Annotated in this window: 20 protein-coding genes and 1 pseudogene; 13 read left to right on the top strand and 8 right to left on the bottom strand. The window is 60.5% G+C overall.

Annotated features, from left to right (window positions below):
- The first annotated feature begins 47 nt into the window (after nt 1–47).
- Nucleotides 48–1,616: a phospholipase D family protein gene (locus AACV02_RS01610; protein WP_119737236.1), complete on the top strand. Its 1,569-nt coding sequence runs from the start codon at nt 48–50 to the stop codon at nt 1,614–1,616.
- Nucleotides 1,617–1,728: 112 nt separating this feature from the next.
- On the opposite strand, the gene AACV02_RS01605 is transcribed toward AACV02_RS01610, so the two are convergent.
- Together AACV02_RS01605 and AACV02_RS01600 are read right to left on the bottom strand one after the other, a co-directional pair.
- Complete coding sequence (locus AACV02_RS01605; RefSeq protein ID WP_106575850.1) at nt 1,729–2,871, bottom strand: MFS transporter; 1,143 nt, start codon at nt 2,869–2,871, stop codon at nt 1,729–1,731.
- Nucleotides 2,872–3,059: 188 nt separating this feature from the next.
- Complete coding sequence (locus AACV02_RS01600) at nt 3,060–4,553, bottom strand: aldehyde dehydrogenase (protein WP_106575851.1); 1,494 nt, start codon at nt 4,551–4,553, stop codon at nt 3,060–3,062.
- A gap of 230 nt (nt 4,554–4,783) precedes the next feature.
- Between AACV02_RS01600 and AACV02_RS01595 the strand changes: the two genes are divergently transcribed.
- A complete protein-coding gene (locus tag AACV02_RS01595; RefSeq protein ID WP_119737234.1) occupies nt 4,784–5,146 on the top strand; it encodes a cupin domain-containing protein in 363 nt (120 codons plus the stop codon).
- A 71-nt stretch (nt 5,147–5,217) separates the two neighbouring features.
- Here AACV02_RS01595 and rpmG read toward each other — a convergent pair whose 3' ends face one another.
- Nucleotides 5,218–5,373 carry a 50S ribosomal protein L33 gene (gene rpmG / locus AACV02_RS01590; RefSeq protein ID WP_003176906.1) on the bottom strand — a complete coding sequence of 52 codons (156 nt, stop codon included), beginning with the start codon at nt 5,371–5,373 and terminating at the stop codon, nt 5,218–5,220.
- A gap of 11 nt (nt 5,374–5,384) precedes the next feature.
- Nucleotides 5,385–5,618, bottom strand: coding sequence for a 50S ribosomal protein L28 (gene rpmB, locus AACV02_RS01585; RefSeq protein WP_003176907.1), 234 nt, complete (start codon nt 5,616–5,618; stop codon nt 5,385–5,387).
- Between the two features lie 458 nt (nt 5,619–6,076).
- Here rpmB and AACV02_RS01580 point away from each other — a divergent pair, with 458 nt between their 5' ends.
- On the top strand, nt 6,077–7,669 hold the full coding sequence (locus AACV02_RS01580; RefSeq protein WP_119737232.1) for an ABC transporter substrate-binding protein: 1,593 nt from the start codon (nt 6,077–6,079) through the stop codon (nt 7,667–7,669).
- 27 nt (nt 7,670–7,696) lie between these two features.
- Here AACV02_RS01580 and radC read toward each other — a convergent pair whose 3' ends face one another.
- Nucleotides 7,697–8,371 (bottom strand): RadC family protein, encoded by a 675-nt coding sequence (gene radC, locus AACV02_RS01575; protein WP_119737230.1) that lies wholly within the window; start codon nt 8,369–8,371, stop codon nt 7,697–7,699.
- A gap of 143 nt (nt 8,372–8,514) precedes the next feature.
- On the opposite strand from radC, the gene coaBC reads away from it, so the two are divergent.
- From coaBC to argB, 5 genes and pseudogenes are all read left to right on the top strand, one after another.
- Nucleotides 8,515–9,723 carry a bifunctional phosphopantothenoylcysteine decarboxylase/phosphopantothenate--cysteine ligase CoaBC gene (gene coaBC / locus AACV02_RS01570; protein ID WP_010207499.1) on the top strand — a complete coding sequence of 403 codons (1,209 nt, stop codon included), beginning with the start codon at nt 8,515–8,517 and terminating at the stop codon, nt 9,721–9,723.
- Between the two features lie 5 nt (nt 9,724–9,728).
- Entirely contained in the window at nt 9,729–10,184 is a 456-nt protein-coding gene (gene dut, locus AACV02_RS01565; RefSeq protein ID WP_106575855.1) for a dUTP diphosphatase, read from the top strand.
- A 67-nt stretch (nt 10,185–10,251) separates the two neighbouring features.
- The gene (locus tag AACV02_RS01560; protein ID WP_119737228.1) at nt 10,252–10,452 is read left to right on the top strand and encodes a hypothetical protein; all 201 of its coding nucleotides are present in this window, start codon (nt 10,252–10,254) and stop codon (nt 10,450–10,452) included.
- Nucleotides 10,425–11,846 (top strand): annotated as a pseudogene (locus AACV02_RS01555) (phosphomannomutase/phosphoglucomutase); the annotation flags it as partial. The gene AACV02_RS01560 and the pseudogene AACV02_RS01555, both read left to right, overlap by 28 nt.
- A gap of 19 nt (nt 11,847–11,865) precedes the next feature.
- Nucleotides 11,866–12,771, top strand: a complete 906-nt coding sequence (gene argB, locus AACV02_RS01550) for an acetylglutamate kinase (protein ID WP_015886532.1) — start codon at nt 11,866–11,868, stop codon at nt 12,769–12,771.
- A gap of 198 nt (nt 12,772–12,969) precedes the next feature.
- Here the strand turns inward: argB and pyrE are convergent, their stop codons facing one another.
- Complete coding sequence (gene pyrE, locus AACV02_RS01545) at nt 12,970–13,614, bottom strand: orotate phosphoribosyltransferase (RefSeq protein ID WP_106575858.1); 645 nt, start codon at nt 13,612–13,614, stop codon at nt 12,970–12,972.
- 82 nt (nt 13,615–13,696) lie between these two features.
- Between pyrE and AACV02_RS01540 the strand changes: the two genes are divergently transcribed.
- Complete coding sequence (locus AACV02_RS01540) at nt 13,697–14,476, top strand: exodeoxyribonuclease III (RefSeq protein ID WP_003195493.1); 780 nt, start codon at nt 13,697–13,699, stop codon at nt 14,474–14,476.
- A 58-nt stretch (nt 14,477–14,534) separates the two neighbouring features.
- Here the strand turns inward: AACV02_RS01540 and AACV02_RS01535 are convergent, their stop codons facing one another.
- Both AACV02_RS01535 and rph read right to left on the bottom strand, forming a co-directional pair.
- Nucleotides 14,535–14,903 (bottom strand): DUF4870 domain-containing protein, encoded by a 369-nt coding sequence (locus AACV02_RS01535; RefSeq protein ID WP_119737224.1) that lies wholly within the window; start codon nt 14,901–14,903, stop codon nt 14,535–14,537.
- 22 nt (nt 14,904–14,925) lie between these two features.
- A complete protein-coding gene (gene rph, locus AACV02_RS01530; protein WP_106575860.1) occupies nt 14,926–15,648 on the bottom strand; it encodes a ribonuclease PH in 723 nt (240 codons plus the stop codon).
- 217 nt (nt 15,649–15,865) lie between these two features.
- Between rph and AACV02_RS01525 the strand changes: the two genes are divergently transcribed.
- The 4 genes from AACV02_RS01525 to spoT all read left to right on the top strand — a co-directional run bounded on the left by AACV02_RS01525 (nt 15,866) and on the right by spoT (nt 19,957).
- Nucleotides 15,866–16,729, top strand: coding sequence for a YicC/YloC family endoribonuclease (locus AACV02_RS01525; protein WP_119737222.1), 864 nt, complete (start codon nt 15,866–15,868; stop codon nt 16,727–16,729).
- Nucleotides 16,730–16,739: 10 nt separating this feature from the next.
- Complete coding sequence (gene gmk / locus AACV02_RS01520) at nt 16,740–17,360, top strand: guanylate kinase (protein ID WP_106575862.1); 621 nt, start codon at nt 16,740–16,742, stop codon at nt 17,358–17,360.
- 167 nt (nt 17,361–17,527) lie between these two features.
- Entirely contained in the window at nt 17,528–17,791 is a 264-nt protein-coding gene (rpoZ, locus tag AACV02_RS01515) for a DNA-directed RNA polymerase subunit omega (protein ID WP_003176920.1), read from the top strand.
- A 60-nt stretch (nt 17,792–17,851) separates the two neighbouring features.
- Nucleotides 17,852–19,957, top strand: coding sequence for a bifunctional GTP diphosphokinase/guanosine-3',5'-bis pyrophosphate 3'-pyrophosphohydrolase (gene spoT, locus AACV02_RS01510; RefSeq protein ID WP_083356111.1), 2,106 nt, complete (start codon nt 17,852–17,854; stop codon nt 19,955–19,957).
- The last annotated feature ends 24 nt before the right edge of the window (nt 19,958–19,981 follow it).

The following is a 19,981-nucleotide window of genomic DNA, read 5'->3' as shown; positions in this document are numbered from 1 at the left end:
AGCCGTCATATGCCCACAATCGCCCTGACCTGGAAGCAGCGCCCTTGATGATCCAACGGCTTTTACCGTTTTTCCTGCTGGGCGCCCTGGCGCTGGGCGGCTGCGCAACAGTCGACACGCCGCGCATCCCCAGCGACGCCCTGCCCGCCGCGCAATCCTCATTCGGCCGTTCGATCCAGGCGCAAGCGGCGCCGCATCAAGGCCGCTCGGGTTTTCGTTTGCTGCCCAACAGCAGCGAAGCCTTCATGGCCCGCGCCGAACTGATCCGCAACGCCCAGAGCAGCCTCGACCTGCAGTACTACATCGTCCACGACGGCATCAGCACGCGCATGCTTGTGGACGAATTGCTCAAGGCGGCCGACCGCGGCGTGCGCGTGCGCATCCTGCTGGATGACACCACCAGCGACGGTCTCGACCAGGTCATCGCCACCCTCGCCGCCCACCCGCAGATCGAAATTCGCCTGTTCAACCCGCTGCACCTGGGCCGCAGCACCGGCGTCACTCGGGCCATGGGGCGCCTGTTCAACTTGTCGCTGCAACATCGGCGCATGCACAACAAGTTGTGGCTGGCGGACAACAGTGTCGCCATCGTCGGCGGGCGCAACCTGGGCGACGAGTATTTCGACGCCGAGCCCAACTTGAATTTCACCGATATCGATATGCTCAGCGTGGGCCCGGTGGCCGAGCAACTCGGGCACAGTTTTGATCAGTACTGGAACAGCGCACTGAGCAAACCGATTGATGACTTCGTCTCCAACAGCCCCTCCAAACGTGACCTGGCCGCCGCCCGCGTGCGCCTGCAAGATTCGCTCGCCGAGTCCCGCCAGCAAAACCATGCGCTGTACAACCGCTTGCGCACCTACCAGACCCAACCCCGCATGGACATCTGGCGCCGCGAGTTGATCTGGGCCTGGAACCAGGCACTGTGGGATGCGCCGAGCAAGGTGCTGGCCAAGGCCGACCCGGACCCGCAGTTGCTGCTCACCACCCAACTGGCGCCGGAGCTTGAAGGCGTCAACCATGAGCTGATCATGATTTCGGCGTATTTCGTCCCCGGCCAGCCTGGGCTCGTGTACCTGACCGGCCGAGCCGACGCAGGAGTGTCGGTGAGCCTGCTGACCAATTCGCTCGAAGCCACCGATGTACCGGCGGTGCATGGCGGCTATGCGCCATACCGCAAGGCACTGCTGGAGCACGGCGTAAAACTCTACGAGTTGCGCCGCCAGCCCGGCGACCCCAGTGCAGGCAGCGGCCCGCACCTGTTTCGCCGGGGCTCGTTGCACGGCTCGGATTCCAGCCTGCACAGCAAGGCGATGATCTTTGATCGGGAAAAGTCGTTTATCGGCTCGTTCAATTTTGACCCGCGCTCGGTGCTGTGGAACACCGAAGTCGGCGTGCTGGTGGACAGCCCCGAGCTCGCGGAACACGTGCGCAACCTGGCGCTGCAAGGTATGGCGCCGGCGTTGAGCTACCAGGCGAAATTGCAGGATGGCCAGGTGGTATGGGTCACTGAGGATAACGGCCAACTGCATACGCTGACCGAGGAACCCGGCAATTGGTGGCGCAGGTTTAATGCCTGGTTTGCCACTTCAGTCGGTCTGGAGCGGATGCTGTAGGAACTATGAAGATCCAGTGTGGGAGCGGGCTTGCTCGCGAATGCGGTGGATCAGTCAATATTGCCGTTAACTGACACACCGTATTCGCGAGCAAGCCCGCCCCCGTTTCAAATCAGGCGGGCTGTGCGACGCCAAATGCACCCTGACGCAACAACAGCACCACCAGCCCCAACGCGCCGGCGGCCATCAGCAACGGCAACGCATGCCCGCTGATCCACTGGCTGCCCGCCCCGGCCACCAGTGGCCCTATCAAGCAACCGATGCCCCACAACTGCGCCACGTGAGCATTCGCGCGCACCAGCGCATCGTCGCGGTAACGCTCGCCGATCAGGATCAGCGACAAGGTGAACAACCCGCCGGCACTGGCGCCGAAGACCACCCACACCGGCCAGATGAGCGGGGTGTGCATCAGCAGAGGAATCGCCAGGCTCGAGATCAGCAACAGCACCGCACAGCTCAAGAACAGCGTGCGACGCGGCAGGTAGTCAGCCAGTGCGCCGATAGGCAATTGCAACAGCGCATCGCCCACCACCACCGTGCTGACCATGGCCAAGGCGACCTCGGCCGTAAAACCCTGTTGCAGGCAATATACCGGCAGCAGCGTCAGAATCATCGCTTCGAACGCCGCGAATAAAGCCACCGCCCAGGCAATCGCCGGCAGGCTCAGGCAAAAACGCCATAAGTCGCCAAAGGTGACACTGAAGGACTCAGCCGTCGGCGCGCCGGAGCGCCCCAGCAGCAGCAGTGGCGCGACCATCAGCAGGCCTACGCCCACCCAGAAGCCGTAATCATGGTCGGTGCCAATCACACCCAGCAGCAGCGGCCCCGACAATTGGCTCAAGGCGTAACTGCAGCCATACAGCGCCACCAAGCGGCCCCGCCACTGCTCCACCACCAACTGGTTGATCCAGCTTTCACCAAGGATAAACACGATGGTCAGGATCACCCCGATCATCAGCCGCAGCACCAGCCAGACCGGATAGCTGGGCAGGATTGCCAGCAGGCCGATGGACACCGCACCGGCCCACAGACACAGGCGCATCAGGTTGGCGGTGCCCAGCCATGAAGCCATGCGGCTGGAGACCTTGGCGCCCAGCAGTACGCCAAAGGCCGGCATGGCCGCCATCACCCCAATCGCGAAACTGCCATAGCCCCAGCCTTCCAGGCGCAGGGACACCAGCGGCATGCTGACCCCGAGGGCCAGACCGACGCTGAGTACCGAGGCCAGGACGGCGAAGTAAGTCGCCCAACGCATGTCCACGCTCCTGTGGATAATTTTCAGGGTTTCAAACGAACTGCAGGAGCGAGCCTATGTGGGAGCCGGGGCTTGCCTGCGATGCAAGCACCTTGGTGTGTCAGTCACACCTCGGTGATGCTATCGCAGGCAAGCCAGCTCCCACAAAAGCCAGCTCCCACATTTGGCCTGCGGTGTTTCCTACAGGGTTACAGCTTGATCCAGGTTGCCTTCAGTTCGGTGTACTTGTCGAACGCGTGCAGCGACTTGTCGCGACCGTTACCGGACTGCTTGAAGCCACCAAACGGTGCGGTCATGTCACCGCCATCGTACTGGTTGACCCACACGCTACCGGCGCGCAAGGCCTTGGCCGTCAGGTGCGCCTTGGAGATATCCGCCGTCCACACCGCTGCGGCCAGGCCGTATTGGGTGTCGTTGGCGATGGCGATGGCTTCTTCGGCGCTGTCGAAGGTGATCACCGACAGAACCGGGCCAAAGATTTCTTCCTGGGCAATCTTCATGGCGTTGGTCACGCCGTCGAAAATGGTCGGTTCAACGTAAGTGCCACCGGTTTCTTCCAGGGTGCGCTTGCCGCCCGCAACCAGCTTGGCGCCGTCGGCGTGGCCAGCTTCGATGTACGACAGCACGGTGTTCATCTGCTGGGTGTCCACCAGCGCACCGACGTTGGTCGCCGGGTCCAGCGGGTTGCCTGGCTTCCAGCCTTTGAGGGCCTCGATCACCAGCGGCAGGAATTTATCCTTGATGGAGCGCTCCACCAGCAGACGCGAACCGGCGGTGCAGACTTCGCCCTGGTTGAAGGCGATGGCGCCAGCGGCGGATTCGGCCGCCGCTTGCAGGTCCGGCGCATCGGCGAACACGATGTTCGGGCTCTTGCCGCCCGCTTCCAGCCACACGCGCTTCATGTTGGACTCGCCGGAGCGAATCAACAGCTGCTTGGCGATTTTGGTGGAACCGGTGAACACCAGGGTGTCGACGTCCATGTGCAGCGCCAAGGCATTGCCCACGGTGTGGCCGTAACCCGGCAGCACGTTGAACACCCCTTTTGGAATACCGGCTTCAACGGCCAGGGCCGCGATACGGATAGCGGTCAGCGGGGATTTTTCGGACGGCTTGAGGATCACCGAGTTACCGGTAGACAGCGCCGGGCCGAGTTTCCAGCAGGCCATCATCAGCGGGAAGTTCCACGGTACGATCGCGCCGACAACGCCGACCGGCTCGCGGGTCACCAGGCCCAATTGATCGTGCGGAGTGGCGGCGACTTCGTCGTAGATCTTGTCGATGGCCTCGCCGCTCCAGCTCAGCGCGTTGGCTGCGCCAGGCACGTCAATGCCCAGGGAGTCGCTGATAGGCTTGCCCATGTCCAGGGTTTCGAGCAGGGCCAGCTCTTCGGCATTGGCCTTGAGCAGCGCGGCGAAACGGATCATGGCGGACTTGCGCTTGGCCGGTGCCAGACGTGACCAGACGCCGGAATTAAAGGTGGCGCGGGCGTTTTCTACAGCGCGCTGGGCGTCGGCGACGTCGCAGCTGGCGACGGTTGCCAGCAGGCGGCCATCGACCGGGCTGATGCATTCGAACGTGTCACCGGAAACAGCGGCGGTATATTCGCCATTGATGTAGGCGCGGCCTTCGATCTTCAGATCCTTGGCGCGTTGTTCCCAGTCGGCACGGGTCAGGGTGGTCATGCGAGTGTCCTCCTCTTATTGAATACAAGGGCCAGGTGATGTCCCCCGGCAGCCTCAAAGAATTCTTGCCCGGCCAGCCTGCTGTTCGGCTCAAGGCAGCTGCCACCCTAAACCAGCGGCTGGGGGTGTTTCAATATATTTGACACAACGCCGGTAAACGCCCTTGCGATGTTCATTTTAATAAACATAGACTTTGGACTCTCCAACCGCAGGCCAGACGGGACACGCACATGAGCATCCAGGACATCGTCGACTTCAGCCAAGCCAATACCGCCCCCGAACGCTACCGGCCGGCCGCCGAAAAGGTCCTCAAGGGCGATCCCGAGCAAACCCTCTACAACCACTACAACAGCCCGTGCGGCCAGATGAGCGCCGGGGTCTGGGAAGGTGAAGTCGGGCAATGGAAGGTCAACTACACCGAGCATGAATACTGCGAGATCGTGCAGGGCGTTTCGGTGCTGCGCGATGCCGACGGTAACGCCAAGACCTTGCGTGCGGGCGACCGCTTCGTGATCCCCGCGGGTTTCAGCGGCACCTGGGAAGTGCTGGAACCGTGCCGCAAGATCTACGTGGTGTTTGAACAGAAAGCCTGATAAGCAAATCACAGGCAAAAAAAAGCCCGACTCGTGAGAGACGGGCTTTTTTTCACAAGGAAGAAAATCAATTACTTGATTTTGCCTTCTTTGTAGATCACGTGCTTGCGAACGCGCGGGTCGAACATTTTCTTTTCGAGCTTGTCCGGGGTAGTACGCTTGTTCTTGTCGGTAGTGTAGAAGTGACCAGTACCGGCGCTAGAGATCATTCGAATCAATTCACGCATGATAAAGCTCCTTAGATCTTGCCAGCGGCGCGGATTTCGGCCAGCACGACAGTGATGCCGCGCTTGTCGATGATACGCATGCCTTTGGCAGATACACGCAGGCGAACAAAACGTTTCTCTTCTTCAACCCAGAAGCGGTGATGCTGCAGGTTCGGCAGGAAACGACGACGGGTTTTGTTATTTGCGTGGGAAATGTTATTCCCAGTCACCGGACCCTTACCGGTAACTTGACAGACTCTCGACATGCCTCAGCCCTCTAAAACCACATGCCCAACCCGGCATGGGTTGGCCGCTTAATCTCTCAGTCATTTGGCGCCAGGCGCCGCGTTTCTTTAAGGGTCTTACCGGCTACACCTACAGTGAAGGAACCGGGCCCCTAGAAAAGAGCGCTGCTTTATACCAGAAAGACCAAGGTGCAACAACAGCCCGTGTGTTTTTACCGGCGTAAATCTTGGCGACAGACGCCTGAACCGTTGCCAGGAGTGGCCGCTGTAACAGCCGACCGCTCGTCGCACAGAATGATTTACAGCGCTCGCACGCACGATGAAGTGCTAGGCGAAACGCGCTGAGGCGCCATCAAAACAGCATTTGCGCCAAAAGCACAGGCAAAAATGGACTAGTCATTTATCAATCAGACCACTACGGTAGGCTTTTTCCAGACTGCACTCGCAGATGGGCCTTCGATCTGCAAAGGAAACCGAACATGCGCCTCGCTGCCCTACCGCTATTGCTAGCCCCTCTATTTATTGCGCCGGCGGCCCTGGCTGCTACCAGTTTAAGCGTGTGTACCGAAGCCAGCCCTGAAGGGTTCGATGTGGTGCAATACAACTCGCTCACCACTACAAATGCCTCGGCCGACGTCCTGATGAACCGCCTCGTGGACTACGACGCCGCCAGCGGCAAGCTGGTGCCGAGCCTCGCAGACAGTTGGGACGTTTCGCCAGATGGCCTGACGTACACCTTCAAGCTGCACCCGGATGTGAAATTCCACCGCACCGAATACTTCACCCCAAGCCGCACCCTCACCGCCGAAGATGTGCGCTTCAGTTTCGAGCGCATGCTCGACCCGGCCAACCCATGGCACAAGATCGCCCAAAGCGGCTTCCCGCATGCCCAGTCGCTACAGTTGCCGACGCTGGTCAAGAAGATCGACGCCCTCGACCCGCTGACCGTGCGCTTCACGCTCGATCACGCCGACTCGACCTTCCTCGCCGCGTTGAGCATGGGCTTTGCCTCAATCTACCCGGCCGAATACGCCGACAAGCTGCTCAAGGCCGGCACTCCGGAGAAGCTTAATAGCCAACCTATCGGCACCGGCCCGTTTGTTTTCGTCCGGTTCCAGAAAGATGCCGTGGTTCGCTACAAAGCCAACCCGGACTATTTCGGCGGCAAACCGGCTGTGGATAACTTGCTGTTCGCCATTACCCCGGACGCCAACGTGCGCCTGCAGAAATTGCATCGCGACGAATGCCAGATCGCCCTCTCGCCCAAGCCGCTGGATGTGGGCGAGGCCGAAAAAGACCCGGCATTGAAGGTGGAGAAAACCGCCGCCTTCATGACTGCATTCGTAGCCATCAACAGCCAGCATCCGCCGCTGGACAAGCCGGAAGTGCGCCAGGCAATCAATCTGGCGTTCGACAAGAACAGCTACCTCAAGGCCGTGTTTGAAGGCACCGCCGAGGCGGCCAATGGCATTTATCCACCCAATACCTGGAGCTATGCCAAAGACCTGCCGGGTTATCCACAGGACATCGCCAAGGCCAGGACGCTGCTCGACCGCGCGGGGCTCAAGGACGGTTTCAAGACCACCATTTGGACACGCCCAACCGGCAGCTTGCTGAACCCCAACCCTAACCTGGGTGCACAACTGTTGCAGGCAGACCTGGCCAAGATCGGCATCCAGGCAGAGATCCGAGTGATCGAATGGGGCGAACTGATTCGCCGCGCCAAGGCCGGTGAACATGACCTGCTGTTCATGGGCTGGGCCGGCGATAACGGCGACCCGGATAACTTCCTCACCCCGCAGTTCTCTTGCGCGGCGGTGAAATCCGGCACCAACTTTGCCCGCTACTGCGACCCCGCGCTGGACAAACTGATCAGCGCTGGCAAGACCACCAGCGAGCAAGGCGTACGCACCAAGTTGTATCAACAGGCCCAGGCGCAGATCCAGCAGCAGGCGTTGTGGCTGCCGCTGGCGCATCCGACCGCGTTTGCCCTGACACGCAAGAATGTCGAGGGCTATCAGGTGAGCCCGTTCGGGCGCCAGGACTTCTCGAAAGTCAGCGTCAAGCCCTGATGACCTGCCCCGCCCTTGCGGGCGGGGCTACATCCACCCGTATTCCGCCATCGACAACGGATCACCATCACCGACGATGATGTGATCCAGCACCCGCACATCCACCACCTCCAACGCCTTTTGCAGCAACTTGGTCAATTTTCGATCAGCCGCACTCGGCTCGACACTCCCGGAAGGATGGTTGTGACACAGAATCAATGCTGCCGCGTTGTACGCCAACGCACGCTTGACCACTTGCCGCGGGTAAACAATGGCAGTGTCGATGGTGCCCTGGGACAGCGCCTCAAAGCCCAGAACGCGGTGCTTGGAGTCGAGAAACAGGCAGCCAAAGATCTCGTGAGGCTCATGACGCAGCAGCGCCTTGAGGTAGTCACGCACTGCCAGCGGGCTTTCCAGCACCGAGTCCGCGCGCAGGCGTTCGGCCATGTGCCGTCGGGACATCTCCAGCACAGCCTGCAACTGGGCAAACTTTGCCGGCCCTAACCCCAAATGCTGGCTGAACAGCGTCTGGTTGGCCTCCAACAGCGGGCGAAGGCCGCCAAATTGCGCCAGTAAATGGCGCGCCAGATCGACCGCGCTTCTGCCCGACACCCCGGTGCGCAGGAAGATTGCCAGCAGTTCGGCATCCGACAGCGTTGCCGCGCCCCATTCCAAAAGTTTCTCCCGCGGACGTTCCGCCACAGGCCAATCGCGAATACTCATCCCACCTCCATGTGCATGTGCGCCGCTGTTGCCCGGCGGACGCTGTGTTATCTTAAGCCCTCTTTTTTGCGTGCGATTTCTCCTGGGGAGGGGGCATCGCAGGCGTCATTGAACTGGCATCACTGAACTGGAAAGGCAAACCAATGCAGCGTCTGTATCGGAAACGCATCGTTCTCGGCGTCGGCGGCGGCATTGCCGCCTACAAGAGCGCAGAGCTGGTTCGCAGGCTCCTGGACCAGGGCGCCGAAGTGCGCGTAGTCATGACCCGCGGCGGCAGCGAGTTCATCACCCCGCTCACCATGCAAGCTTTGTCCGGCCACCCGGTTCATCTGGACCTACTGGACCCGGCGGCCGAAGCCGCGATGGGCCATATCGAGCTGGCCAAATGGGCCGATCTGGTACTGATCGCCCCGGCAACCGCCGACTTGATCGCCCGCCTGGCCCAAGGCATCGCCGATGACCTGCTGACCACGCTGGTGCTGGCCACCGACGCCACCGTCGCCATCGCCCCGGCCATGAACCAGGCCATGTGGCGCGACCCGGCGACCCAGGCCAACACCCAGCTCCTGCAAAGCCGAGGCCTCAAGGTGTTCGGCCCGGCGTCCGGCAGCCAGGCCTGCGGCGACGTCGGCATGGGCCGCATGCTCGAAGCCACCGACCTGGCGCTGTGCGCCGCCGAGTGTTTCCAGCACCTGGCCCTTACCGGCAAACACGTGCTGATCACCGCCGGCCCGACTCAGGAAAACATCGACCCGGTGCGCTACATCACCAACCATAGCTCAGGAAAAATGGGCTTTGCATTGGCCGAAGCGGCGGTTGAGGCAGGCGCACGTGTCACCTTGATCACCGGCCCGGTGCATTTGCCGACGCCTGATCGGGTCACGCGAATCGACGTAGTCAGCGCCCGGGACATGCTGGCGGCTTGCGAGGCAGCCATTCCCTGCGACCTGTTTATCGCCTCGGCAGCGGTTGCAGACTACCGCCCGGAAGTCGTAGCCCCGCAAAAGCTTAAGAAAGACCCTACAAGCGGCGACGGCCTGCTCCTGCAAATGGTGCGCAACCCCGACATCCTGGCGACCATCGCCACGCGTGCGGACCGCCCTTTCAGCGTCGGCTTTGCCGCCGAAACCGAGCACCTGCTGGACTACGCGGCACGCAAATTGAAAGACAAAAACCTCGATCTGATCGTTGCCAATGATGTCGCCAACCCGAGCATCGGCTTCAACAGCGAGGAAAATGCCATCAGCGTGATCGACCGCGAGTTGCACGCCACCGTTTTCGCCCAGACCAGCAAAGGCAAGATTGCCCGCCAACTGATCTCATTTATCGCCCAACGGCTGAACCAGGTTTAATTGACATGCACGCTTTGCAAGCCAAGATTCTCGACCCACGCATCGGCAACGAATTCCCACTGCCAGCCTATGCCACCCCAGGCTCCGCCGGGTTGGACCTGCGCGCCATGCTCAAGCAAGACACCGTTCTTGAACCGGGCCAGACCCTCCTGATCCCTACCGGCCTGTCGATTTATGTTGGCGATCCGGGCCTGGCGGCACTGATCCTGCCGCGCTCCGGCCTGGGCCACAAACACGGCATCGTGCTGGGCAACCTGGTCGGCCTGATCGACTCCGACTACCAGGGCGAGCTAATGGTGTCATGCTGGAACCGCGGCCAGACCGCCTTCAACATTGCTGTTGGCGAGCGTATCGCGCAACTGGTGCTGGTGCCGGTGGTGCAAGCGCACTTCGAACTGGTTCAGGAGTTTGATGAGACTCAACGCGGCGCAGGCGGTTTTGGGCATTCCGGCAGCCACTGACTAAGCTGAATCAGGCCGGACGCTTTTGTCCGGCCCGATGCCACCGCAAGGCTTTTCAGGACGAAGAATGCGCGGAATTAATCAGCGAGATTTCATCATTGAAATCAATGCATTACGCAGCCATAAGCACGGAGTGCCAGCTCCGATGGCACTTTTGCACCACGAACTCTCTGCCGAAAACGCCGTCATACCCTTCAGTTTGAGCCTGCCGGTCAGCCACTTTAAAGCCAGCTTTTCCCCCTTCAGATGGAGTTTCCCCCCGCAATGAGTACCGCAGCCCGAGTAGTCCCGACATTTCCCGACAGCATCTTTCGCGCCTATGACATCCGTGGCGTCGTGCCCAAAACCCTGACCGCCGAAACCGCCTATTGGATCGGCCGTGCCATCGGCTCCCAAAGCCTGGCCCAGGGCGAACCCAATGTATCGGTAGGCCGCGATGGCCGCTTGTCCGGCCCGGAGCTGGTGGAACGACTGATCCAGGGCCTGGCCGACAGCGGCTGCCACGTCAGCGATGTGGGCCTGGTGCCGACCCCTGCGTTGTACTACGCAGCCAACGTACTGGCTGGCAAGTCCGGCGTTATGCTCACCGGCAGCCATAATCCCTCGGACTACAACGGCTTCAAGATCGTCATCGCCGGTGACACCCTCGCCAACGAACAGATTCAGGCGCTGCACGAGCGCCTGAAGACCAACGATCTGACCACCGGCACCGGCAGCATCACCAAAGTCGATATTCTTCAACGCTACTCTGACCAGATCACTGGCGACGTCAAACTCGCCCGCCGCCTGAAAGTGGTGGTGGACTGCGGCAACGGCGCGGCCGGCGTGATTGCCCCGCAACTGCTCGAAGCCCTGAACTGCGAAGTGATCCCGTTGTTCTGCGACGTCGACGGCAACTTCCCTAACCACCACCCGGACCCGGGCAAGCCTGAAAACCTGGTGGACCTGATCGCCAAGGTCAAGGAAACCGGCGCCGACGTGGGCCTGGCGTTCGACGGTGACGGCGACCGCGTCGGCGTGGTGACCAACACCGGCGAGAACGTGTTCGCCGACCGCCTGCTGATGTTGTTTGCCCGCGACGTGGTGGCCCGTAACCCCAACGCCGAAATCATCTTCGACGTGAAGTGCACCCGCCGACTCACCCCGCTGATCAAGGAATACGGCGGTCGCCCACTAATGTGGAAGACCGGCCACTCGTTGATCAAAAAGAAAATGAAGGAAACCGGCGCGCTGTTGGCCGGCGAAATGAGCGGCCACGTGTTCTTCAAAGAGCGCTGGTTCGGGTTCGACGACGGCATTTACAGCGCCGCCCGTCTGCTGGAGATCCTCAGCAAGGAAAAATCCACGGCGCAGGAGCTGTTTCAGACCTTTCCGAATGATATTTCTACGCCAGAGATCAATATCCATGTGACCGAGGAGAGCAAATTCAGCATCATTGACGCACTGCACGATGCGCAATGGGGCGAAGGCGCCAACCTGACCACCATCGATGGTGTGCGCGTCGATTACGCCAAAGGCTGGGGCCTGGTTCGTGCGTCCAACACCACACCGGTGCTGGTCCTGCGTTTCGAGGCGGATACCGAGGCTGAGTTGCAGCGCATCAAGGACGTGTTCCACGCCCAGTTGAAACGTGTTGCCCCTGATCTCCAATTACCGTTCTGATTTTTTACCGGAGCCCTGAATGACCCTCGAACGCGAAGCCGCTGCCAATACTGCCAAGGTCCTGTCCGAAGCGTTGCCTTACATTCGACGCTACGTCGGCAAGACGCTGGTGATCAAGTACGGCGGCAATGCCATGGAAAGCGACGAGCTGAAAACCGGCTTTGCCCGCGACATCGTGTTGATGAAAGCTGTCGGGATCAACCCGGTGGTGGTGCACGGTGGCGGCCCGCAAATCGGCGACCTGCTCAAGCGCTTGTCGATCGAGAGTCACTTCATTGATGGCATGCGCGTCACAGACGCGCAGACCATGGACGTGGTGGAGATGGTCCTTGGTGGCCAGGTCAACAAAGACATCGTCAACCTGATCAACCGTCATGGTGGCAGCGCCATTGGCCTGACCGGCAAGGACGCGGAGCTGATCCGCGCGAAAAAACTGACAGTTACTCGTCAAACGCCAGAGATGACCCAGCCGGAAATCATCGACATCGGCCAGGTCGGTGAAGTGATCGGCATCAACACCGACCTGCTGAACCTGCTGGTCAAGGGTGACTTCATCCCGGTGATCGCGCCAATCGGCGTGGGCGCCAACGGTGAGTCCTACAACATCAACGCCGACCTGGTAGCCGGTAAAGTGGCCGAAGCGCTGAAGGCTGAAAAGCTGATGCTGCTGACCAACATTGCCGGCCTGATGGACAAGGAAGGCAAGGTGCTGACGGGTTTGACCACCCAGCAGGTGGACGAGCTGATCGCCGACGGCACCATCTACGGCGGCATGCTGCCGAAGATCCGTTGCGCGCTGGAAGCCGTACAAGGCGGCGTGGGTAGCTCGCTGATTCTGGATGGCCGCGTGCCTAATGCAATCCTGCTGGAAATCTTCACCGATACCGGTGTGGGCACGCTGATCAGTAATCGCAAGCGTCCTTAAGCTTCAGAAAACAAAAGGCCCCGCTCAATCACATTGAGCGGGGCCTTTTTTATGAGGTCTTCAAGGTGGAATGCAATCCAATGTGGGAGCGGGCTTGCTCGCGAATGCGGAGCGTCAGTCAATACATCTGCTGAATGACCGACTGCATTCGCGAGCAAGCCCGCTCCCACAAGGGGTTTGCGACGCCTTTAGATCGCCTCAGACGCCGAACTGCTCGCGGTACGCACGCACCGCCGGCAAGTGCTGCTTGAGCTGCGGATCGTCTTCCAGGAACTGCAACACCTGGTTCAGCGACACAATGCTCACCACCGGAATGCCGAAATCACGTTCCACTTCCTGAATTGCCGACAACTCACCGTTGCCGCGCTCCTGACGATTCAGCGCGATCAGCACGCCGGCGGCCTTGGCGCCATCTTGGGATGCGATGATCTGCATCACCTCACGGATGGCGGTACCGGCGGTGATCACGTCATCGATGATCAGCACGTCGCCCTTGAGCGGAGCCCCAACCAGGCTACCGCCTTCGCCATGTGCCTTGGCCTCTTTGCGGTTGAAGCACCACGGCAGATCCAGCCCGTGATGTTCAGCCAACGCCACGGCAGTCGCGGCCGCCAGCGGGATGCCCTTGTAGGCTGGGCCAAACAAAACGTCGAAGGAAATGCCGCTTTCAACGATGGCTGCCGCGTAAAAACGACCCAGCTGAGCCAGGGCCGAACCCGAGTTGAACAGGCCTGCATTGAAGAAGTACGGGCTGGTGCGCCCGGACTTCAAAGTGAACTCACCGAAGCGTAAAACGCCGCGATCGATGGCAAAACGAATGAAATCGCGTTGATACGCCTGCATGAAAAAAGCCTCAGATACCACGGATTTAGCTAATTAGGTAGACGGCGTGTATCATACACGCACGCGATTTTTGGGGCCATTTATGCGGATCATCAGTGTGAACGTCAATGGTATTCAGGCTGCAGTCGAGCGTGGTTTGCTCAGTTGGCTGCAAGCACAGAATGCCGACGTCATCTGCCTGCAGGACACCCGCGCCTCCGCCTTTGAACTGGACGACCCAGCCTTCCAACTGGATGGCTACTTCCTTTATGCCTGCGATGCCGAAGTGCCCACCCAAGGTGGCGTGGCTTTGTACTCGCGGTTGCAACCCAAGGCGGTCATCAGCGGCCTCGGCTTCGAGACAGCCGACCGCTACGGGCGCTACCTGCAGGCCGATTTCGACAAGGTCAGCATCGCGACCTTGCTGCTCCCTTCGGGGCAGAACGGCGATGAAGACTTGAACCAGAAGTTCAAGCTAATGGACGATTTCGCCCGTTATCTGGATAAACAGCGACGCAAACGTCGCGAGTACATTTACTGTGGCTCGCTGTACGTGGCGCAACAGAAGCTGGATATCAAGAACTGGCGCGACAGCCAACAATCCCCGGGCTTCCTGGCGCCGGAACGTGCCTGGATGGACGAGATTGTCGGCAACATGGGCTATGTTGACGCCCTGCGCGAAGTCAGCCGCGAAGGCGACCAGTACAGCTGGTGGCCGGATAACGAACAGGCCGAGATGCTTAACCTGGGCTGGCGTTTCGACTACCAGCTGCTGACCCCGGGGCTTCGCCGCTTTGTTCGCAGCGCACGCCTGCCGCGTCAGCCACGCTTCTCGCAGCACGCGCCGCTGATCGTGGACTACGACTGGACATTGACCATCTAAAGTCTTTTTCCAGGCACAAAAAAACCGACATCGCTGTCGGTTTTTTTGTGGGCGCTCATTATTTGACCAATCGCCAGGTAAAGGGATAGCGATAGGCAATCCCCTTGCTGGCTTTGATTGCGCCGATGATCGTCAGCACCACCGTGGCGATCGCCAGGGCAGACATCAGGAAAAAACCAATCACCGCAAACGCCAGCACGATGCAAACCAGCCAGGCAATGGCCACGGTGATCTGGAAGTTCAAGGCCTCCTTGCCCTGATCATCAATGAACGGGTCCACTTCCTTCTTCATCTGCCACAGGATCAGCGGCCCGACGACACTGCCGAAGGGAAACACAAACCCCAGGAACGCCGAGAGGTGACACAACATTGCTCCCTGACGCACTTCGTAAGGAGGCGTGGGTACAGGCAGTTGGTGGTCGCTCATGGCGTTGCTCCTTGCGGCCGTTTCAGTCAGCCAGTGCGGCGTTCTGCAGTTCGAAGATTTCGGTCATGCCTTTCTGGGCCAGGGCCAGCATGGCGTTCAGGTCGGCCGGCTGGAATGGCGCGCCTTCGGCGGTGCCCTGCACTTCGATGAAACCACCGCTGCTGGTCATTACCACGTTCAGGTCAGTCTCGGCAGCCGAGTCTTCCAGATAGTCGAGATCCAGCACCGGCTCGCCCTGGTACATGCCCACCGATACGGCAGCGATCATCTGCTTGAGCGGGTCGCCGGCTTTCAGGCCGCCACGCTTCTTGATCACTTTCAGCGCATCAACCAAGGCCACCATGGCGCCGGTGATGGAGGCAGTGCGGGTGCCGCCGTCGGCCTGGATCACGTCGCAATCGACGTACAGGGTCACGTCGCCCAGCTTGGACATGTCCAGGGCTGCGCGCAGCGAACGGCCGATCAGGCGCTGGATTTCGAGGGTGCGGCCGCCTTGCTTGCCACGGCTGGCTTCACGCTGGTTACGCTCGCCGGTGGCGCGCGGCAGCATGCCGTACTCGGCGGTCAACCAACCCTGGCCCTGGCCCTTGAGGAAGCGCGGCACGCCGTTTTCGACGCTGACGGTGCAGATCACCTTGGTATCGCCAAACTCGACCAGTACAGATCCCTCGGCGTGTTTGGTGTAGTTGCGGGTGATGCGGATCGAGCGGAGCTGATCGGCAGCGCGACCACTTGGACGTTTCATAGGGGATACCTGTACGGAGGACGAAAAACTGCCGAGCATTATAGAGCCGCCAGCCGATTCGGGGCACTTCTAAAAAATTCGGTTACGAATGGCTGGCCTGGCGCCCATTGTTTGGGCGCGTTCGCCTCACTGCGCTACAATCCTGCGCCTTCGCAGCCTGTCGGCTTCAATTTACCCATCAGCCCGTATTTGCGGGACTGCATCGCGAGGTACCTCCATGGTGCACAGCATGACCGCCTTCGCCCGCGTCGAAAAAGCCGGCGCCCAAGGCACCCTGAGCTGGGAACTGCGCTCGGTCAACAGCCGTTACCTGGAGCCGCACCTGCGTCTGCCGGAATCCTTGCGCGACCTCGAAGGCGCCGTGCGTGAAGCGCTGCGCCAGGGTATTTCCCGCGGCAAGCTGGAATGCACCCTGCGTTTTACCGAAGTAACTACCGGCAAGCCGCTGCAGATCGACCGCGACCGCGCCGCGCAACTGGTCGCTGCCGCTGAAACCATCGCCGGCCTGATCAAGCAACCCGCCGCGCTGAACCCGCTGAAAGTGCTGGCCTGGCCCGGCGTACTGGTGGCCGACGCCACCGACCCGCAGGCCCTCAATGCCGAAGCCCTCGCCCTGTTCAATCAGGGTTTGAAGGAGCTCAAAGCCGGCCGCGAGCGTGAGGGCGCCGAACTGGCGCGCCTGATCAGCGAGCGCCTGAGCGCGATCGAGGAAGACGTGGTCACGCTGCGCGAGTTGGTGCCGCAGATGCTCGCCACCCAGCGCCAGAAGGTTCTGGACCGTTTCACCGACATGAAGGCCGACCTCGACCCGACGCGCCTGGAACAGGAAATGGTGCTGCTGGCGCAGAAAAGTGACGTGGCCGAAGAGCTCGACCGCCTGAGCACCCACATCCTCGAGGTGCGCCGCGTGCTCAAGTCTGCCGGTGCCGCTGGTCGGCGCCTGGACTTCCTGATGCAGGAACTCAACCGCGAAGCCAATACACTGGGCTCCAAAGCGTTTGATCCGCGCAGCACCCAAGCTGCGGTCAACCTCAAAGTGTTGATCGAGCAGATGCGCGAACAAGTACAGAATATTGAGTAAGGCAACTTCCATGACCCACAGCACCGGCACCCTTTACATCATTTCCGCCCCTTCGGGCGCGGGCAAGAGCAGCCTGGTCAAGGCCTTGACCGACGCTGACGAGCAGATCCGCATCTCGGTCTCGCACACCACCCGCGCCATGCGTCCGGGTGAAGTGAACGGCGTGCACTACCACTTCGTCGAGCGCACCGAGTTCGTCAAGATGATCGAGCACGGCGACTTCCTGGAGCGTGCCGAAGTGTTCGGCAACCTCTACGGCACCTCGCAAAGCCACCTGCAGCAGACCCTGGACGAAGGCCACGACCTGATCCTGGAAATCGACTGGCAGGGTGCCGAGCAAGTGCGCCAACTGATGCCGAAGGCGCGTTCGATCTTTATCCTGCCGCCGTCGCTCGAAGCCTTGCACCAGCGCCTGACCAACCGTGGCCAGGACAGTGACGAGATCATCGAAGGCCGCATGCGTGAGGCCGTCAGCGAAATGAGCCACTACGTCGACTACGACTACCTGATCATCAATGACGATTTCGCCAGCGCCCTGGACGATTTGAAGGCAATTTTCCGCGCCAATCAGCTCCAGCAGAAACGCCAACAGCAGCGTTTCGGCAAATTACTCGCCGAACTGCTTGGCTGATTGGCTCTTCCCAAAACCGCTGCAAGGGCTTTACATTGGCACTTGTAGCCGTTTTGCGAGGCCGCGGGAAAAATCAGCGCTTCCCTAAACGCTGGTGATTTTTTAAACTGTTCAGTCCGCTCGCCCAACCGGGCAGCGCGCATCTTGCATTCGCTCCGAGGAATACCATGGCCCGCGTAACCGTTGAAGACTGCCTAGAACACGTGGATAACCGCTTTGAGCTGGTCATGCTCTCTACCAAGCGTGCCCGTCAACTGGCCACTGGCGGCAAAGAGCCCCTGGTCCAGTGGGAAAACGACAAGCCTACCGTTGTAGCCCTGCGTGAAATCGCTGAAGGCCTGATGAGCTACGAGTTCATCGCCAACGCCGAAATCGTTGAAGACGAACCGCTGTTTGCAGCGTTCGAGGACGAGTCCAACGAGGCCGTCTAAGCCTATGCCTGGTCGACGTAGCACGGCGCGGGGTCACAGCCAACGGCAGGAGTTAATACTTTGCCGAGCATAGACGCCCTCGCCGATCGCTTATCGACCTACCTCGGCCCAGACCAGGTCAACCTGGTCCGCCGAGCGTATTTCTACGCCGAACAAGCCCACGACGGCCAACGCCGCCGCAGTGGTGAGGCGTATGTCACGCATCCTCTTGCCGTGGCCAATATTCTTGCCGACATGCACATGGACCATCAGAGCCTGATGGCTGCGATGCTGCATGACGTGATCGAAGACACCGGCATCGCCAAGGAAGCGCTCAGTGCGCAATTTGGCGAGACCGTGGCCGAACTGGTCGATGGGGTCAGCAAACTGACCCAGATGAACTTCGAGACCAAGGCCGAAGCCCAGGCGGAAAACTTCCAGAAGATGGCCATGGCCATGGCCCGAGACATTCGGGTAATCCTGGTGAAGCTCGCCGACCGGCTGCATAACATGCGCACGCTGGAAGTGCTGTCCGGCGAAAAACGCCGGCGCATCGCCAAGGAAACCCTGGAAATCTATGCGCCCATCGCCAACCGGCTGGGCATGCATGCCATTCGTATCGAATTCGAAGACCTCGGCTTCAAGGCCATGCACCCGATGCGTTCCGCGCGCATTTATCAGGCCGTCAAGCGCGCCCGGGGCAACCGCAAGGAAATCGTCAACAAGATCGAAGAGTCGCTGAGCCATTGCCTGGCGATCGACGAAATTGAAGGCGAAGTCAGCGGCCGGCAGAAACACATCTACGGCATCTACAAAAAAATGCGCGGCAAGCGTCGGGCCTTCAACGAGATCATGGACGTGTACGCGTTCCGGATCATCGTCGACAAGGTCGATACGTGCTACCGCGTGCTCGGTGCTGTACATAATTTGTACAAACCCCTGCCAGGCCGCTTCAAGGATTACATCGCGATTCCCAAGGCCAACGGCTATCAGTCGCTGCACACCACGTTGTTTGGTATGCACGGGGTGCCGATCGAGATCCAGATCCGTACCCGTGAAATGGAAGAGATGGCCAACAACGGCATCGCCGCGCATTGGCTGTACAAGTCCAGCGGCGACGAACAGCCTAAAGGCACGCATGCCCGCGCCCGCCAGTGGGTCAAAGGCGTGCTGGAAATGCAGCAACGGGCCGGCAATTCCCTGGAATTTATCGAAAGTGTGAAGATCGACCTGTTCCCGGACGAGGTCTACGTCTTCACGCCCAAAGGCCGGATCATGGAGCTGCCCAAAGGCTCCACAGCGGTCGACTTTGCCTACGCGGTACACACCGACGTGGGCAACAGCTGTATTGCCTGCCGGATCAATCGACGCCTCGCGCCGCTGTCCGAGCCGCTGCAAAGCGGCTCCACGGTCGAGATCGTCAGCGCACCCGGCGCGCGCCCGAACCCGGCCTGGCTCAACTTCGTGGTCACCGGTAAAGCGCGCACACACATTCGCCACGCGCTCAAATTGCAACGCCGCTCCGAATCCATCAGCCTCGGCGAACGCCTGCTGAACAAGGTGCTCAATGGTTTCGACAGCGCCCTGGAGAAGATCCCGGCCGAGCGCGTGCAAGCGATGCTCCACGAGTATCGTCAGGAAACCATCGAAGACCTGCTGGAAGACATCGGCCTGGGCAACCGCATGGCGTATGTGGTCGCCCGTCGCCTGCTCGGCGAAGGCGAACAGCTGCCAAGCCCCGAAGGCCCGCTGGCGATTCGCGGCACGGAAGGCCTGGTGCTCAGCTACGCCAAATGTTGCACGCCGATCCCGGGCGACCCGATTGTCGGCCACTTGTCGGCTGGTAAAGGCATGGTCGTGCACTTGGACAACTGCCGCAACATCACTGAAATCCGTCACAACCCCGAGAAATGCATCCAGCTCTCGTGGGCCAAGGACGTCACCGGCGAATTCAACGTCGAGTTGCGCGTTGAGCTGGAGCACCAGCGCGGCCTGATCGCCCTGCTGGCCAGCAGCGTCAACGCGGCCGACGGCAATATCGAGAAAATCAGCATGGATGAGCGCGATGGCCGCATCAGCGTGGTCCAGCTGGTGGTCAGCGTGCACGACCGCGTGCACCTGGCCCGCGTGATCAAGAAACTGCGCGCCCTGACCGGGGTGATTCGCATCACCCGCATGCGCGCATAGCCGATCTCTTACAAGGAGTCACTC

The organism is Pseudomonas sp. Larv2_ips (genome assembly GCF_963879675.1).
Classification (GTDB): Bacteria; Pseudomonadota; Gammaproteobacteria; order Pseudomonadales; family Pseudomonadaceae; genus Aquipseudomonas.
This window is presented reverse-complemented; position numbering and strand designations above follow the sequence as displayed.